The sequence below is a fragment of the Pantoea sp. C2G6 genome, assembly GCF_051336815.1.
GTDB lineage: Bacteria > Pseudomonadota > Gammaproteobacteria > Enterobacterales > Enterobacteriaceae > Pantoea.
In genome coordinates, this window is sequence record NZ_JBGMNJ010000003.1 from 39,362 (window position 1) to 56,372 (window position 17,011).

General features: G+C 57.6%; 14 protein-coding genes. 6 read left to right on the forward strand and 8 right to left on the reverse strand.

The window, feature by feature from the left end:
• The first annotated feature begins 98 nt into the window (after window positions 1-98).
• Window positions 99-908, forward strand: a complete 810-nt coding sequence (locus ACCW71_RS06095) for a trypsin-like serine peptidase (protein ID WP_436370213.1) — start codon at window positions 99-101, stop codon at window positions 906-908.
• 52 nt (window positions 909-960) lie between these two features.
• On the opposite strand, the gene hrpA is transcribed toward ACCW71_RS06095, so the two are convergent.
• A complete protein-coding gene (gene hrpA, locus ACCW71_RS06100; RefSeq protein WP_436370214.1) occupies window positions 961-4,863 on the reverse strand; it encodes an ATP-dependent RNA helicase HrpA in 3,903 nt (1,300 codons plus the stop codon).
• A 256-nt stretch (window positions 4,864-5,119) separates the two neighbouring features.
• Between hrpA and azoR the strand changes: the two genes are divergently transcribed.
• Window positions 5,120-5,719 (forward strand): FMN-dependent NADH-azoreductase, encoded by a 600-nt coding sequence (gene azoR / locus ACCW71_RS06105; protein WP_436370215.1) that lies wholly within the window; start codon window positions 5,120-5,122, stop codon window positions 5,717-5,719.
• A 71-nt stretch (window positions 5,720-5,790) separates the two neighbouring features.
• Here the strand turns inward: azoR and ACCW71_RS06110 are convergent, their stop codons facing one another.
• From ACCW71_RS06110 to ACCW71_RS06120, 3 genes are read right to left on the reverse strand one after another with little or no spacing between them, the layout of a single operon-like run.
• Complete coding sequence (locus tag ACCW71_RS06110; protein ID WP_436370216.1) at window positions 5,791-6,129, reverse strand: YdbL family protein; 339 nt, start codon at window positions 6,127-6,129, stop codon at window positions 5,791-5,793.
• Between the two features lie 11 nt (window positions 6,130-6,140).
• Window positions 6,141-6,329, reverse strand: coding sequence for a YnbE family lipoprotein (locus ACCW71_RS06115; RefSeq protein WP_436370217.1), 189 nt, complete (start codon window positions 6,327-6,329; stop codon window positions 6,141-6,143).
• On the reverse strand, window positions 6,326-8,956 hold the full coding sequence (locus ACCW71_RS06120; protein WP_436370218.1) for a YdbH family protein: 2,631 nt from the start codon (window positions 8,954-8,956) through the stop codon (window positions 6,326-6,328). The genes ACCW71_RS06115 and ACCW71_RS06120 overlap by 4 nt, the downstream gene beginning before the upstream one ends.
• Before the next feature lie 145 nt (window positions 8,957-9,101).
• On the opposite strand from ACCW71_RS06120, the gene ACCW71_RS06125 reads away from it, so the two are divergent.
• Window positions 9,102-10,094, forward strand: coding sequence for a 2-hydroxyacid dehydrogenase (locus ACCW71_RS06125; protein ID WP_436370219.1), 993 nt, complete (start codon window positions 9,102-9,104; stop codon window positions 10,092-10,094).
• 32 nt (window positions 10,095-10,126) lie between these two features.
• Here the strand turns inward: ACCW71_RS06125 and ACCW71_RS06130 are convergent, their stop codons facing one another.
• Entirely contained in the window at window positions 10,127-10,402 is a 276-nt protein-coding gene (locus ACCW71_RS06130) for a putative hemolysin (protein ID WP_436370220.1), read from the reverse strand.
• A gap of 184 nt (window positions 10,403-10,586) precedes the next feature.
• On the opposite strand from ACCW71_RS06130, the gene ACCW71_RS06135 reads away from it, so the two are divergent.
• The 3 genes from ACCW71_RS06135 to ttcA all read left to right on the forward strand — a co-directional run bounded on the left by ACCW71_RS06135 (window position 10,587) and on the right by ttcA (window position 13,722).
• Complete coding sequence (locus ACCW71_RS06135; protein WP_436370221.1) at window positions 10,587-11,243, forward strand: MgtC/SapB family protein; 657 nt, start codon at window positions 10,587-10,589, stop codon at window positions 11,241-11,243.
• A 182-nt stretch (window positions 11,244-11,425) separates the two neighbouring features.
• Entirely contained in the window at window positions 11,426-11,686 is a 261-nt protein-coding gene (locus tag ACCW71_RS06140; protein ID WP_436370222.1) for a hypothetical protein, read from the forward strand.
• Between the two features lie 1,100 nt (window positions 11,687-12,786).
• Window positions 12,787-13,722, forward strand: coding sequence for a tRNA 2-thiocytidine(32) synthetase TtcA (gene ttcA, locus ACCW71_RS06145; RefSeq protein ID WP_436370223.1), 936 nt, complete (start codon window positions 12,787-12,789; stop codon window positions 13,720-13,722).
• A 45-nt stretch (window positions 13,723-13,767) separates the two neighbouring features.
• On the opposite strand, the gene ACCW71_RS06150 is transcribed toward ttcA, so the two are convergent.
• The 3 genes from ACCW71_RS06150 to ACCW71_RS06160 form a co-directional block, all read right to left on the reverse strand.
• Window positions 13,768-13,914, reverse strand: coding sequence for a hypothetical protein (locus ACCW71_RS06150; protein WP_162836816.1), 147 nt, complete (start codon window positions 13,912-13,914; stop codon window positions 13,768-13,770).
• Window positions 13,915-14,219: 305 nt separating this feature from the next.
• A complete protein-coding gene (zntB, locus tag ACCW71_RS06155) occupies window positions 14,220-15,203 on the reverse strand; it encodes a zinc transporter ZntB (RefSeq protein WP_436370224.1) in 984 nt (327 codons plus the stop codon).
• A gap of 114 nt (window positions 15,204-15,317) precedes the next feature.
• A complete protein-coding gene (locus ACCW71_RS06160; RefSeq protein WP_436370225.1) occupies window positions 15,318-16,937 on the reverse strand; it encodes a peptide ABC transporter substrate-binding protein in 1,620 nt (539 codons plus the stop codon).
• Between the last annotated feature and the right edge of the window lie 74 nt (window positions 16,938-17,011).

Consider the following 17,011-nt stretch of genomic DNA (forward strand, 5'->3'; position numbering starts at 1 on the left):
TTAACCAATAAAACTCCCTTTTTCAACGCTCACCGACTATAGTTATCGCTGTTACGTGATAACAATAACCTCAATTTTTTCTCGCCATTGAGAGTTCTATGCGCCTGGCTACCTTGTTAATGGTTGGACTTTTCAGCTTTGCCACCACTGTTCATGCTGATGATGACGATGACACACCCACTTCTGCTGAAATCAAAATGCTGTTCTTTGGCAAAGATCACCGCAAAGCGATCACCGATATTACCGCGGCGCCCTGGGATGCGATTGGTCAGCTGGAAACCGAAAGCGGCAACCTCTGTACCGCCACGCTGATCTCCCCGCACCTGGCCCTGACCGCCGGACACTGTCTGCTGTCACCGCCGGGCAATTTTGATAAGCCGGTTGCGCTGCGTTTTATGGCCAGCGATAAAGGCTGGCGCTATGAGATTCATGATATTGATGCGCGGGTTGAACCCTCGCTGGCGTCGAAATTAAAAGCGGATGGCGAAGGCTGGATCGTGCCGAGCAATGCGGCACCTTTTGATTATGGCCTCGTGATATTACGCAATCCGCCTTCGGCGATTACCCCGATCCCGCTGTTTGATGGCTCGCGCAGCGATCTGACCGCCGCGCTGAAGCTGACCGGGCGAAAAGTGACGCAGGCGGGCTATCCGGCCGATCACCTCGATACGCTCTACTCCCACAGCGATTGCCTGATTACCGGCTGGGCGCAGCGCGCCGTGCTGTCGCATCAGTGCGATACCCTGCCGGGCGACAGCGGCTCGCCGCTGCTGCTCAACAGCGACAAGGGCTGGCAGTTAATCGCGGTACAAAGCTCCGCTCCCGCGGCGAAAGATCGCTATCTGGCCGATAACCGCGCCATCGCGGTAACGTCGTTCAAAGATAAGCTGGAATCGCTGGCGCAGTAACGCGCCGCGATTTCGCTGCTATCAGGCGGCGCGCCAGCTGGCGCGCCTCCCGCTACTCCGCCATCTGCTCCATCGTCTGCAAAATACGCTTGTCTGAAATCGGATAAGGCGTACCCAGCTGCTGGGCAAAATAGCTGATACGCAGCTCTTCAATCATCCAGCGGACACTCTTCACCTCGTCATCATCCTGGCGCTGCGGCGGCAATTTATTGCGCCACGCCTGATACGCCTGCTCCACCGCCTGCACTTTCAGCATCCGCGCCCGATCGCTGTGCGGATCGGCCGGCAATTTCTCCAGACGGCGTTCAATGCCGTGCAGGTAGCGCAGCGTATCGGCCAGCCGCTGCCAGCCGTTGCCGGTGACGAAACCGCGATAAACCAGCCCGCTGAGCTGCGCTTTGATGTCAGACAACGCCAGCGCCATCGTCATATCGACCCGGCCTTTCAGCCGTTTATTGATATTGAACACCGCCGTCAGGATCTGCTCGACCTGTTTCGCGATGGTCACCACCGTCTCATTGAGTTCACCCCGCACCTTCTCCTGCAACTGCGCGAACGCCGCCTGATCCCAGGCCGGACCGCCCGCCTCTCCCATCAGCTTATCAATGCCGCAGGCGATGCAGTCATCGATCAGCTCCAGCACCTTGCCGTACGGGTTGAAGTAGAGTCCCAGCTTGGCTTTGTTCGGCAGTTTTTCATGCAGATACCTGATCGGTGACGGCACATTCAGCAGCAGCAGACGACGCTGACCGCGCCACATCTCTTTCTGCTGTTCATGCTCACTGTCAAACAGGCGAATGGCGACACTCTCTTTCTCATCCACCAGCGCGGGCCAGGCTTTAACCTGATAGCTGCCGCGCTTCTGTTCGTAGCTGCGCGGCAAATCACCAAAGCTCCAGATGTGCAGTCCGCTCTGCTCCAGCCCGTCATCAGCGACTTTCGACAGCGTCTCCTGCACTTTTCCTTTCAGCTGCGCCTTCAGCGCGGTGAGATCTTTGCCTTCCAGTAGTTTACGGTTCTGCTCATCCACTACCCGGAAGGTCATTTTCAGATGATCGGGCACCTGTTCCCACTGCCAGTTTTCCCGCTCCAGCGTGACGCCGGTCATGCGGCGGAATTCACGCGCCAGCGCATCCAGCAGCGGCATCTCCATCGCCTTGACCCGGCCCAGGAACGCTTCGGCGTAGTTGGGGGCCGGCACCAGATTACGGCGCAGCGGTTTGGGCAGCGATTTAATCAGCGCGATAATCAGCTCCCGCCGTATACCGGGGATCTGCCATTCGAAGCCGCTATCCTCGATCTGGTTCAGCAACGGCAGCGGAATGTGTACCGTCACCCCATCGGCATCTGCGCCGGGCTCAAACTGATAACTCAGCTTCAGCTTGAGGTTGCCCTGATGCCAGAAGTTGGGGTAGTCGAGCTGGCTGACTTTATCCGCGCCCGCTTTGATCAGCATCTGCTTGTCGAAGTTCAGCAGTTCTGCGTTTTCGCGGCTGGCCTGTTTCCACCAGCTGTCAAAGTGCTTCGCCGATACCACCGCTTTGCCGATGCGCTGATCGTAAAACGCGAACAGGGTCTCATCATCCACCAGGATGTCGCGACGGCGGGATTTATGCTCCAGGTCTTCCACTTCGCTGCGCAGTTTCTGGTTGGTGCGGAAGAAGGCATGTCGCGTCTGCCAGTCGCCCTCCACCAGCGCGTGCCGGATAAACAGCTCGCGGCTCAGGGTCGGATCGATGCTACCGTAGTTGACCTTACGGGCGGCGACAATCGGCAGACCGTAAAGCGTCACCTTTTCCGTGGCCATCACCGCGCCCTGCGACTTCTCCCAGTGCGGTTCACTGTAGCTGCGCTTGATCAGATGCTGGGCCAGCGGCTCAATCCACTCCGGTTCAATGCGCCCCGCCGTCCGGCCCCACAGGCGGCTGGTCTCAACCAGCTCCGCCACCATGGTCCACTTCGGCGGCTTTTTAAACAGCCCGGAGCCAGGGAAGATGGCGAAGCGGGTGTTGCGCGCGCCAGTATACTCCTGCTTGTCGGCATCTTTCTGACCAATATGCGACAGCAGACCGCTGAGCAGCGCGCAGTGGATCTGCCGCAGTTCGGCCGGTTCACTGTTCACCGGTATCCCCAGTTCCCGCACCACCTGGCGCAGCTGAGTGTAAATATCCTGCCATTCACGTACCCGCAGATAGTTCAGGAAGTCGCTTTTACACTGGCGGCGGAACAGGTTGCCGGACAGCGCTTTCTGTTGCTCCGCCAGATAGTTCCACAGATTCACAAAGGCGAGGAAGTCAGAATCTTTATCGGCGAAACGGCGATGTTTCTCGTCAGACGCCTGCTTCTTCTCCGCCGGACGCTCACGCGGGTCCTGAATCGACAGGCCAGCGGTGATGATCATGACTTCACGCACGCAGCCATGTTTCTGTGCTTCCAGCACCATGCGTGCCAGCCGCGGGTCGACCGGCAACTGCGCCAGCTGACGCCCGGAGCCGGTCAGTTTGTAATGGCCCGTCTCCTCATTCAGCGTCAGCGCGCCCAGTTCCTCCAGCAGACGCACGCCATCCTGGATATTGCGCTTATCGGGCGCTTCCACAAACGGGAAGGCCGCGATGTCACCCAGCCCCAGCGAAGTCATCTGCAAAATCACCGACGCCAGGTTGGTGCGCAGGATTTCAGGATCGGTAAAGGCCGGACGACTCAGGAAGTCATCTTCCGAGTAGAGCCGGATGCAGATCCCCTCAGAAACACGTCCGCAGCGGCCTTTACGCTGGTTAGCGGAAGCCTGCGAGATGGGTTCAATCGGCAGACGCTGCACTTTGGTGCGGAAGCTGTAACGGCTGATGCGCGCCGTACCGGGATCGATCACATATTTGATGCCGGGCACCGTCAGTGAGGTTTCCGCGACGTTGGTGGCCAGCACGATGCGACGGCCACTGTGCGACTGGAAAACCCGGTTCTGTTCGGCGTTCGACAGGCGCGCATAGAGCGGCAGGATTTCGGTATGCGGCAGGTCGCGTTTATTCAGCGCATCGGCGGTGTCACGAATCTCCCGCTCGCCACTCATGAAGATCAGGATGTCGCCCCGGCTCTCGCGTCCCAGCTCATCCACCGCGTCAAAAATCGCCTGTAGCTGGTCGCGATCGCCATCATCCGCCTCTTCCACCACCGGCCGGTAGCGCACCTCAACCGGATAGGTACGGCCAGAGACTTCAATGACCGGCGCGTTATTGAAATGGCGTGAGAAGCGCTGCGGGTCGATGGTCGCCGAGGTGATGATCACTTTCAGATCGGGACGGCGCGGCAGCAGTTCGCGCAGATAGCCGAGCAGGAAATCGATGTTCAGGCTGCGTTCATGCGCCTCATCGATGATGATGGTGTCATACTGCATCAGCAGGCGATCCTGCTGGATCTCCGCCAGCAATATCCCGTCGGTCATCAGTTTAATCTGGGTCAGCTCGCTGACCTGGTCATTAAAGCGCACCTTGTAGCCGACGCAGCCGCCCAGCGAGGTACTCAGCTCATCGGCAATGCGGTTCGCCACGGTGCGCGCCGCCAGACGACGCGGCTGGGTATGACCAATCAGGCCGGTCACACCGCGTCCCAGCGCCAGACAGATCTTCGGTAGCTGGGTGGTTTTACCCGAACCGGTCTCACCAGCGACAATCACCACCTGATGGTCGCGAATCGCCTCGGCAATATCCTGCTGCTTCTGACTGACCGGCAGATTGTCCGGGAAGGTAATCGCTGGCGTAGCCGCACGGCGCTGCGTCACGCGCTGTTCAGCGGCGCTGAATTCCTGCTCCAGTTCACTGGCGATGCCCAGCCGGGCCTCGGCGCTTCTGGCTTTGCTGGCCCCCTGTAAGCGGCGCTGCAATCGCTGCCGATCGCGCAACATTAATCCGTCGAGGCGTGACCAGAGCGCGGCCAGTGGGGAAGTATCGGGAGATGACATAATAGTGACGTACCTTACACAGTCAGTGCGGCTGCATGAAACAGCGCCCTGTAAGCCGGGATAACCAGCTGATTCAATAAATTAATTGTGCGCATAATAGCACATTCTGAACGGCCCCAACGGCGGGTGCCGCTCCGACTTATTCAATAAATTCGAACATAGGGCTCGAAATATTGCGCTTTCACCGCGCCATTGATAACCGTAGAGTGTAAACCATTGAGCGGAAAGCCTTCCGCGTTACAGACAGGAAATCACCATGAGCAAAGTGTTAGTTCTGAAATCAAGCATCCTCGCAGGCTACTCACAGTCAAGCCAGCTGGCTGACTTCTACGTTGAACAGGCAAAAGCACAGGGTAAAGAAGTCACTGTACGTGACCTGGCCGCTAATCCGATCCCGGTGCTGGATGGTGAGTTAGTGGGCGCGCTGCGTCCCTCCGACGCACCACTGTCGCCACGTCAGCAGGAGGCGCTGGCGCTGTCAGATGAGCTGATTGCAGAACTCCAGGCGCATGATGAAGTGGTGATTGCCGCGCCGATGTACAACTTCAACATCCCGACCCAGTTGAAGAACTACTTCGACCTGATCGCCCGTGCTGGCGTGACCTTCCGCTACACCGAAGCAGGCCCGGAAGGTCTGGTTAAAGGCAAAACCGCAGTAGTGATCTCCAGCCGTGGCGGCATTCACAAAGATACCCCAACTGACCTGCTGACCCCTTACGTGAAGCTGTTCCTGGGCTTTATCGGCATCACTGACGTTGAGTTTGTGTTTGCTGAAGGTATCGCTTACGGCCCGGAAGTGGCCAGCAAAGCGACCGCTGAAGCGAAAGACGCCATCAAACAGATCGTGACCGCATAATCGCGCTCATCTTTTGAAGAGGTTGTCACCCGCCGGGCCCTGTGCCCGGCTTTTTTTTGCCGGTGACCGACTCACGGCGTGGCGCTGCCCTCTTTCTTCAGCCACTGACCGTTGATACCGCGCACATATTCTCCCGCCGCCGCCCGGCTCACCAGCTTCTGGCCCGCGATGCTGGCGACCTCGGCGGTGGTCAGGTTGTTCTGCTGGGCCAGCCGCTGATACTGCTGCTGACGCCCGGCGTTAATGCGCTGCACCAGCGCCTGGGTTTCGCTATCCTGTGCACGGGCAGCCAGATAGCCGGAGAGGGTTTCGCCGACCCGTCCCGATTGCCGCGCCTGATCCAGCGTCAGTGCCCAGGCGGGTTGCGCCATCGCCAGGGCAAAAAACAGCGCCACGCTGATGCGTTTCATCTTCGTTCTCCTCAGAACAGGTCGCTCTGGTTTTTCAGTAACGCTTCCACGTCTTTATCCACTTTGATATGGATTTCGTGTTCGATTTTCACGTTCATATTGATGGTGATGGGATCTTTGGGTGCCGTCACTTCAATGCGCGGCACGCAGCCAATACTCAGCAGTCCGGCTGCCAGAACCAGTAGTGCCCTGAGGCTCATGGTGAGGTGTCCTTGTTCGATGGCAGAGTCGCATGTTGCTCTAACCAGGATTGCAAATTATCGCCAAAGCGCAGGCTGCGCCAGAGCTGAAACAGGTTTTCCTGATGATGATAGTTAAGATTGACCGTCTGACGACGGTTACTGAACTGGCTGACGCCCTGCACCTCTGCCGCCATAGTGAGGTCGCCGAGATTATCCAGATTAATCGTCGCCCAGCTGCGGGAGATCTCCATATAACGTAACCAGTCCAGCGCCGCGCCGGTCGCGACGTTATTGCGGGTAATCGCATCCGCCATATCTTTATCCAGCCGGAAGGTCAGCGGACCACTATTGGCAATCCACCCTTTTTCAACCAGCCAGCGGGGATTATTCAGCCACAGCGGCAGCTCGCCGTTGATCCTGCCGGACATGGCAAACTGTTTCGGATTAATGGCCGTCACCAGCTTGCTCAGGCTGATATTGCGCAGCGACACCCGCGCGGGCTGATGCTGCGGCATGCGCAATGCTGGCAGGGTGATCTGCCCGCCCAGCAGATCAAGACTGACATCCTGTAGCGTCAGCGGCTGCCGTTCGCTCCACGGCCAGCTGCCCTGAAGATCGGCACGGATGTTCTGCATCGCAAACTGGTTCTTTATTTCCGCGATGCGCAGGGAAACCGGCCCGTGCTGACCAAACTGCCACTGCTGATTGCTGAAGCGAAACGGCAGGGAAAAATCGACGCCGTTGATCTGACTGTCGGGCGTCCAGACGCTGCCCTGCGTCACCTTCCAGTGACCACCCGCCTGGAATCCCTGATCGCGCGCGGCGGAGAAGGCGACCTGCGCCTGTAACTCGCCGCCCTGGATCTGCATTTTCAGATCCTGACTGAGCAGCGGCTGAAAAACCGTCAGCGACTGGGCCGGCCACCAGGCCTCGCCCCGCAGCCGCTCGCCATCCCAGCGGCCATTGACCTGAAGCGGTCCGACCCGGCCCGCTTTCAGCTCGCCGCGCCAGAGGAAATAGCCAGGATCGCGCCCGCGGGCCTCAAAGTCGAGCGTGGCGTTATCCAGCCGGCCACCGTAACTGAAGCGGGTCGCGCCCGTCTGGAGGCGGAATTTACCGTTAAACGCGGGATGTCCGGCGGCACGCTGCCAGTTGACCGGCGCAGTCAGCGTCAGGCGCGGTTTTGCCACGTCGACGCTGCCATAGGCCAGCTGATTAAAGCCGGTGGATAAGCTATCGAGCTGGATCAGGGTATCGTGCCAGCCGCCGGTCCCTTTGACATCCCAGCGCGCCTGAAGCGGCAGCATCTCGCCTGCGCCCCAGTAGCGCCAGTTCCATTCGCCCTTGTCAGGCCAGAAATCACTGGCGCGGCCATCGAGGTGCAGCCGGAAGCGACCAAAACTGGGGTCGTGGGCGTTGAGTATCGCCTGCAACCGGCCATCAATGCCCTGCGACGAGAGCCGCACGCCCGCCAGCGGCCAGCGCGCCTCATCCACTTCCAGCGTAGAGAGCAGGCGTCCGCGCAGGCGCAGCAGCGATTTCGGCTGGAGCAGTAACTGCGGATCGAGCAGCGAGCCGCTGAGTATGCCCGGAATGGAGCCGTAAAGTTGCAGATCGGCCAGCTTGCTCTCACCGGTCAGCTGAAACGGCAGCTGGCTGTCAGTCAGGCTGAGCCTGCCGGGCCCAAGGCCCAGCACCACATTGCCTTTGCCGCCGCGTCCCTGGGTCAGCAGATTCACCCGCCCGCTAAGCACACGGGCTTCAGGGCCCGACTGCCAGTTATCCAGCGTCAGGTTAACAAAACCTGAAAGTGGCTGCGCGGCCAGTGGCCAGAAGTATTCGCCCTGCTGAATACGAATCTGGTCGCGGCTCACCTGCCACGGCAGTCGCAGCAGCGGCCGCTTCATCTCCTGCATCATCACGCTCAACACGCCCTGCTGCTGCTGCCAGTCGAGATGAAGTTGTAGCGGATGCGGCAGCGCCGCCAGCGCCAGTTGTCCCGCCACGTCGCCGCTTACCGGCAGGCCATTGGCAAAGGTGGGGAGTTCCAGCTGACCGCTCAGGGTGACAGGTTCCGGCAGTGCGGGATGGCTCAGCCGCAGATGGCGGATAGCGAGCTGCTGACCGGTGAGCGTCGCCGCCAGTTGCAGATTATCCCCCTGATAGCTGAGCTGCTGGTGATCCCGCTCCAGAGTCAGATCCAGCGCGCCCGCATAGCTCTGCCAGGGCGCGACCACCAGCCTGGCCAGATGCACGTCTGCGCCAGGCAGCATCGCCTGCCACTCCGCCAGGGTTTTGGGGGCGGTGGTATCGGCAGTACTGGCGGGTAATTTTTGCAGGCAGTCGCTGTTAAGGGTCAGCTGAGCCGCGCTGAGCTTCCAGCGCGACTGATGCCAGCCCAGCGCCACCTTATCCACCGTGGCCAGCGGGCAGTCACCCGCCAGATAGCGGATGGCGGGAAACCAGACACCGCCCTGCCGCCAGCGGGGAGCACCAGAGAGTTCAATGCGGGTGTCGGGTGGCAGCCAGAGACCGGCCAGTCGGGGCAGCCAATGCGTCACGGTTAACATCAGGCCCAGCAACAGCAGAATTAGCGCCAGAACGGCTGCAATGCGTCGCCGGAAAATCGGTGGCATCAAAGCCATAGTCCTTTTCCTTACCCTATCCTGACACGGATGATGGCATGTAACGCCCGCAAGGTGAAGGTCTGAGCCCGATGCAAAGCAGCGGTTTCAGCAAAGTCCGCCAGAAAACGTTATCCTTGAGTTATCACTCTGCAGGAGCATAACAATGAAAATCGCGGTCTACAGCACTAAACATTACGATCAGAAATACTTTGAGCAGGTCAACCAGCAGGCTGGCTTTGAGCTGGTGTTTTTTGACTTCTTACTGACCCCCTCCACGGCGAAAACCGCCGTCGGCTGTGATGCGGTCTGCCTCTTCGTTAACGATGATGGCAGCCGTCCGGTACTGGAAGAGCTGGCCTCACTGGGTGTGAAGTATATTGCGCTGCGCTGTGCCGGTTTCAATAATGTGGATCTGGCGGCGGCGGCGGAACTGGGTCTGCCGGTGGTGCGCGTCCCGGCCTATTCACCGGAGGCGGTCGCCGAGCACACCATTGGCATGATGATGGCGCTGAACCGCCGGATACATCGCGCTTATCAGCGTACCCGCGACGCCAACTTTTCGCTCGACGGGCTGACCGGCTTTAACATGCATGGCAAAACCGCCGGCGTGATTGGCACCGGCAAGATTGGTATTGCGACGATGCGCATCCTGAAAGGCTTTGGTATGCGGCTGCTGGCGTTTGATCCCTATCCAAGCGCGCAGGCGCTGGAGCTGGGGGCGGAGTATGTGGATCTGAAAACGCTGTTTGCGGAATCCCACGTCATCACGCTGCACTGCCCGCTGACGCCGGAGAATCATCACCTGCTCAATGCCGACGCTTTTAATCAGATGCGGGATGGCGTGATGATCATCAACACCAGCCGCGGCGGGTTAATCGATTCGCAGGCGGCGATTGACGCGCTGAAAAAGCAGAAAATTGGCGCGCTCGGAATGGATGTCTATGAGAATGAACGCGACCTGTTCTTTGAAGATAAGTCGAATGATGTGATCCAGGATGATGTGTTCCGCCGGCTGTCGGCCTGTCATAACGTCCTGTTCACCGGTCATCAGGCGTTTTTAACCGCCGAAGCGCTGACCGCCATCTCAGAAACCACGCTCAACAACCTCAGCCAGCTGGAACGGGGCGAAACCTGCCCGAACCAGGTTTCTGCCTGATCACCACGGGCCGGTCTCATCCGGCCTGCTTATCAGCGCGCGCAGCGTCCGCCAATCAGCGCCTGTTCATCACAGCGACGGCCATTCACCAACTGGCACATGCCAATTCGCGATCCATCCAGCTGATGAGAGAACGCCAGGGTTCCGCCTGCGTTGGTGCAGTTGCTTTCGGCCAGCGAAGACATCACCACCCGCGGCTGGATATGGGCGGCAGTGGCTTGTTGAGGTGGCTCGTTATCATCACTGTGGCTGCTACAGGCAGAGAGTAATAGCGCGGCACCGGCCAGCAAAAAAGTGGCTGCTTTCATCAGTCGGACTCCGGGGGTTGGGGTTAAAGGCTGGGTCAGCATATGCCAGGCAGCACAAGGGGTCGAGAGGTGAAACAGCTTTTTACAAAATTATCCGGCATCATTTGCAAGCAGAATTATCTTGTTTACCGGCTATAGCTGAACTGTCACCTTCTTTCTGCCTTTTTAAAATCGGAGTAATGCCATGTTAATGGATATGTTAATTCGCATCGCCCTGGCCGGGATCCTTGGCGGCCTGATCGGGATGGAGCGCCAGATGCGGGCCAAAGAGGCGGGGCTGCGCACGCACATTCTGGTGGGTATTGGCAGTGCAATGTTCATGCTGGTGTCAAAATATGGCTTTGCCGACATGCTGAACAGCGAACATGTGGCGCTGGACCCAAGCCGGGTCGCAGCCCAGGTGGTCAGCGGCATGGGCTTTCTCGGCGCCGGCACCATCATGATCCAGAAGCAGGTGGTGAAAGGTCTGACTACCGCCGCAGGTTTATGGGTGACGGCGGCAATTGGCCTGGTGATTGGTAGCGGCATGTATGAGATTGGTATTTATGGCACGGTGCTGGCGCTGGTGGTGCTGGAGGTGTTTCGTCGCCTCAGTCATGTGCTGATTGGCAAACATCATACGCTGCTGGTTTACCTGAAACCCAAAAGCGTACCGCTGGTACTGCTGGTGATGCAGCGGGAAGGCATTCGCTACGGTAACGTCACCGTCATCAACCGGGATGAGGAGAGCGGGCTGTGTGAGCTGAGCGTGCAGGTAACATTATCGCGCAAGTTCAATGATGCCCACCTCTACGACAAAGTGATGGAAATCAAAGGGGTGCAGTCGCTGGAGATGATGTAATCGCCCGAGGCTGATAACGCTTTCCGCGGGCGCGCTCTGCCAGAGTGCGCGCCCACGGCCCCGTCGCGAAGTCAGACGCCTTTTTTAAACGCCAGTGCAACCACTCCCTGACCTGAGACAAAAAGGGGAATGCGGATTGATGCCATACTGACTGCCTGCGCAATCATTCTGGCTGGAGACCCATGTCTTTACAATCTGACAATACTCAAACCGCCCTGCCCGCTGCCGCCTCTAAAAATGTCAGCCTGACGCTGAAACTGTCTGTTTTACTCTTAATCGGCGGAGCTGTCGGGTTCATGGTGTTCCTGAATCATCGGGGCTCGGTAAATAGTGTGCTGGAGAGTGGTAACTGTATGGCTGAAGAAGGCGTACACGAATTTTTTTCCTCGCTGAAATTTCTTCTGCACCAGGCTTACCGCTGGATTTTTAAAACCTGCGGCTGATGTGACTCAGTGCAGCAGGAAATGGAATAATCCGGGGTGATTAATCAGCAACTGCACGCCAGCATACATAATTGCAACATAGCATAGTAAAAAGAGCATCAGCGTAATTGAAAATCTGAAGCCGTACTTTTTAATTTTTTTGGTTGTGCCCCAATGGCTCATATTCGGTTAACGCTATTTTTCGGTTTCAATGATTCGGTATTTAACGTTTTCGTCGAATCGCTGTATTCACAAAACGTGCGCAGCGCAGAGCCTGGCGCGTTTCCCGGCGTCCCTGGCTCTGCATCGCGCACGGCAGCCAGAAAAATCAGCTAATAATCTGTTTTTATTGCATAAGATTAACAGGATGCGATCGAAATCCTGACACGCTATTGGTCGCTGAGTCACTAATCCGGCCTGGCCTGTTGTTAACATCGATTAAAACCATTAACGCCGGTTAAACCGAAAACTTTAATTCAGGCTGAACAGTATAAAGCACTCTCTTCAACCCTTATTCAACAGCACACTTTCTTCTGCTGCTGACCTGCCGTTAACCATTAAAGATAAAAAGGCATTTATTTCCCTTTTTTCTTAAAATAGGTTCAGGGTTGATGCATATCAAAAAAGATGAGGGGAATCCTCCTTTCTGTTGATAGCTGATTGAGTCAGCCGCATGCACGCTGTCTGTTTTTGGTTATCCGGGCGTGACAATGAAATATCTGCTTATTCTCTTCTTCATTTTTATCTCGGCGGGATGCGCAGTGAAAAACCCTAAGCACGCAAACGCGGCTTATCAAGCCTCGCCGCCCGCCTGCTCCACGCACCAGGATGAGATCGATTGTGAGTGGGATCATGTCCCGGCCAACGAGGGTTAACCGCTCTCTCTCTGGTCAGACAGGCAATCGCCCCCTCAGCTGGTGAGCCTGTTAAGTGCGTTTTATCGCCCCGCCCCTCAGCGCGGCACGCTTTAAGGTGCAGCTTTCTTCACTCCAGCGCTGGCAATCGCGGCAACAATCCGTACCATACGCTGCATATTCGTGACACCGCAGAGCAGCGTTTGCCTGAGCGCGTGCCATCGCTGGCACCCCAGGGACCTATTCTGGCTTCAGAGATAGATAAAAATGCAAGATAATCAAACGGTTGACAAGAAAGAACAGTACAACCTCAATAAGCTGCAAAAACGCCTGCGCCGTCATGTTGGAGAAGCGATTGCGGATTTCAATATGATCGAAGAAGGCGACCGCATCATGGTTTGCCTCTCCGGTGGTAAAGACAGCTATACCATGCTGGAGATCCTGCGCAGTCTGCAAAAAAGCGCGCCGGTCAGCTTCAGCCTGATTGCCGTTAACCTTGACCAGAAACAGCCGGGTTTTCCTCAGCACATTCTGCCGGAATATCTTGAGTCTCAGGGGGTGGAGTATCGGATTATCGAAGAAGATACCTACTCCATCGTCAAAGATAAGATCCCCGAAGGGAAAACGACCTGCTCACTCTGCTCCCGACTGCGCCGGGGCATTCTCTATCGCACCGCCACCGAGCTGGGCTGTACTAAAATCGCACTGGGCCACCACCGTGACGACATCCTGCAAACGCTGTTCCTTAATATGTTCTACGGCGGAAAACTCAAAGGGATGCCGCCTAAGCTGATGAGTGATGATGGCAAACACATTGTGATTCGTCCGCTCGCCTACTGTCGCGAAAAAGATATTATCCGCTTCTCTGAAGCGCGCCAGTTCCCGATTATTCCCTGCAACCTGTGCGGTTCTCAGCCCAACCTGCAACGTCAGGTGGTGGCGGATATGCTGCGCGACTGGGATAAGCGCTATCCGGGCCGTATCGAAACCATGTTCAGCGCGATGCAGAATGTGGTGCCGTCGCACCTGGCGGATATTAATCTGTTTGACTTCAAAGGCATCAAGCATGGTGATGCTGTAGTTGACGGCGGCGATCTCGCCTTCGACCGGGAAACGCTGCCGTTGCAGCCAGTGGGCTGGCGAAGCGATGAAGAGGATGCGCCTGATCTCAGCGCACGTCTGGATGTGCTTCAGATTAAGTAAGTGCTGAAATGATCAAGGGCGTGCTGTCAGCAGCACGCCCTTTTTTTATATGTTGCGGTGCGGTGGCGGATCCATTACCGGCGGAAATTCCGGGTCCGGTGGCGGATCGGGCTGGGGTTGCGGCTGAGGAATCGGGTCAGGAATCGGTGTCGGATCCGTGGGTATCGGCTCGCTGTTAAGAATCGCGTTCATGCCGTGCTCCTTTGCTGACGAATGAATCTTAAGCATAGGTAAGGAATGGGGTTACAGCCAGCGGGCAAAAAAAAAGCCGGCGCTATGGCCGGCATGTTTCGAATTAAATGTGCTATGCAATAATTCTAAATTAGGAAGTAAGACAATATGGAGCGCAACGCCCATCGCTTGACGTTGCATTCACCTGCGGGAGAGAGTTTGCGTCAGCTGCGCTTATGGGTTCTTGATGTCGATCAGCTTTTGCGCGCTTTATGGCGTTTCTCAGCAGAGATAACGCGATTCCGGCGCAAAAAGTGCACACTTTCCTACATCCAGCGCCGTTTACGCAGGTAAGCCGTTACCCCCAGCGCCAGCGCCACCAGCAACAGACAGAAGAGTGAAAAGCCGTAATGCCACTCGCCTCCCGGAATGCCACCGAGGTTGACGCCAAACAGCCCGGTCAGGAAGGTGGCAGGCAGGAAGATCATCGCCATCAGCGACATGGTATAGGTCCGGCGATTCATCGATTCCGCCATTGAAGAGGCGACCTCGTCGGCGAGGATGGCGGTTCGCGCCACGCCCGCATCGAGGTCATCGAGCCCGCGCCCCAGGCGATCGGCGATCTCCTGCATCCGTCGCCGTTCACTGTCATCCATCCAGGCGAGCTTTTCGCTGGCCAGCCGGGCGTAGACATCCCGCTGCGGTGCCATGTAGCGCCGCATCACAATCAGCTGCTTGCGCAGCAAACCCAGCTCGCCGCGCGCTGGCATCCGCTGATCCAGCAGCGCATCTTCCAGCTCAATGATTTTGTCATGCAACTCTTCAATAAACTCGCTGGTGTGATCGGTCAGCGCGTCACAGAGTTCGACCAGCCAGCTGCCGCAATCGATCGGGCCATTACCGTTCTGTAACTCTTTCAGCACTTCATCAACCGCAAAGACTTTACGCCGCCGGGTCGAGACGATCAGCTTGTCGTTGATAAACACCCGCATCGCCACCAGCTGGTCGGGACGGGCATCGCTGTTGTGGTTGACGCTGCGCAGCACGATGATAAATCCGTCACCCAGCCGGCTGACGCGCGGCCGCATGCTGTCACCCGCTAAGGCGTCACGCACCGCGTCCGGGATTTGCGGCGTTGATTGCAGCCACTCCGCACTCTGGCGATGGGTATAGTTCAGATGCAGCCAGCTTGGCTGTTCGCAGTGGATCACCTCATCCCCGGCAATCGGGATCATGCCGCCCTTGCCATCCAGCTGGCAGGCGATAATCGCGTCTGACACCTGCAATGCTTTTCCCTGAATTACGTCCACACCTTCACCTCGTTATCAAAATCAATACGATGCAGTCTAGCGTGGCGCTGATGAGTTGCAATCGTCGGGCTGTATGGAAAGATGTCGCGCAGCCGTCTTGCGGCCGCGCGCGGCTCAGTGCTTCGCAATCCACAGCTCGCGGCTGTAGGCGACATCTTCCGGGTTGGCGATGGGATAGCCTTTGACCCAGGGTTTAATCAGGCGGCCATTGGTATATTGATAGATCGGCGCAATCGGTGCCTGCTCAGCGAGGATCTGCTCGGCACGGTTGTAATCGCTGTTGCGCGCCTCGTCGCTGGTCTCTTTGCTGGCTTTGGCGATCGCCGCGTCATAATCCGCATTGCTGAAGCGCGCGATATTGCTGCTGTTGCCGGAGGTGAGCAGGTTGAGGAAGGTTGAGGGCTCGTTGTAATCCCCCACCCAGGAGGCGCGAATAACGTCGAAATTACCGCTGTTGCGACTGTCGATATAGGTTTTCCACTCCTGGTTTTCCAGGGTGACATCCACCCCGAGGTTCTTTTTCCACATCGACGCCACCGCAATCGCAATCTTCTGATGGCTCTCCGAGGTGTTGTAGAGCAGCCTGAGTTTCAGCGGTTTGCCCGGACCATACCCCGCCGAGGAGAGCAGCGCTTTGGCCTGCGCGTTCAGGGTGCTCTGATCGTGCTGTTGCAGGAAAGCGGGCAGCGGTCGGAAGCCCGCGGTGACGTCAGGGGTGAAGTGCCAGGCGGGTTTTTCCCCGGTACCCAGCACCTTTTCAGCGATAATCCTGCGGTCGATGGACCAGGAGAGCGCTTTACGCACCCGCACATCGGCGGTCGGACCTTTCACGGTGTTAAAGGCGTAATAGTAGGTGCCGAGCTGGTCAGGCGTGTAGACCTCGCCCGGCAGCGTCTTCTTCAACAGCGCGTACATGTTTTTCGGGAAAGATTCGGTAATGTCGATGTCGTTGGCGCGATAGCGTTTAGTGGCGCTCGACTCTTCGTTAATCGGCACAAAGGTCACTTTGTTCAGCACCGAGTGCGCATCGTCCCAGTAGTGCGGATTGCGGGTCAGCACAATTTTTTCATTTACCACCCGCTCACTAAGCCGGTAAGCGCCGTTGCCCACCAGTTTGCCGGGCGCGGTCCAGCCATCACCCAGTTGCGCAAGGGTCTGCTGCGGCACCGGAAACAGCGCGACGTTGGCCACCAGCGCCGGGAACCAGGGCACCGGCCGGTCCAGCGTCACTTTCAGGCGGCTGTTATCCAGCGCCACCACCCCCAGCTTATCTGGCGTCATCTCACCTTTGGTGATCGCCGCGGCGTTGTCGATACCGCTCAGGGCGGCGAACCAGGCAAAGGGGGAGCTGTTTTCAGGATTAACCAGTCGCTGCCAGCTGTAGACAAAATCTTTTGCGGTCACCGGCTCGCCGTTGGACCAGCGGGCGTTGTTACGCAGGGTGAAGATCCAGGTTTTGTTATCGCTGCTGCTCCAGCTCTGCGCCACGCCCGGCACGATTTTACCCTGCGCATCCTGATTGGTGAGACCTTCGAACAGATCGCGGATCACCTGGATTTCGGGCAGCCCGACCGCTTTAAGCGGATCGAGCGAGGCGGGTTCATCTTTAATATGCCGGACAATCTGCTGCTGCTCAGCCAGCTGCGCGCCAGCGGGCAGATTCGCCGCGAAAGTCGGTGTCACTATGCTGCTCAGGCTGACTGCCGCCAGCGTTATACGAAAGGTCTTTGCCATCATCACTCCTTTACCCCAAAGAAGCGCTACATCCGTTCAGTGCCGGTGCAGCTTGTCTCCCGGCACTTTAACGC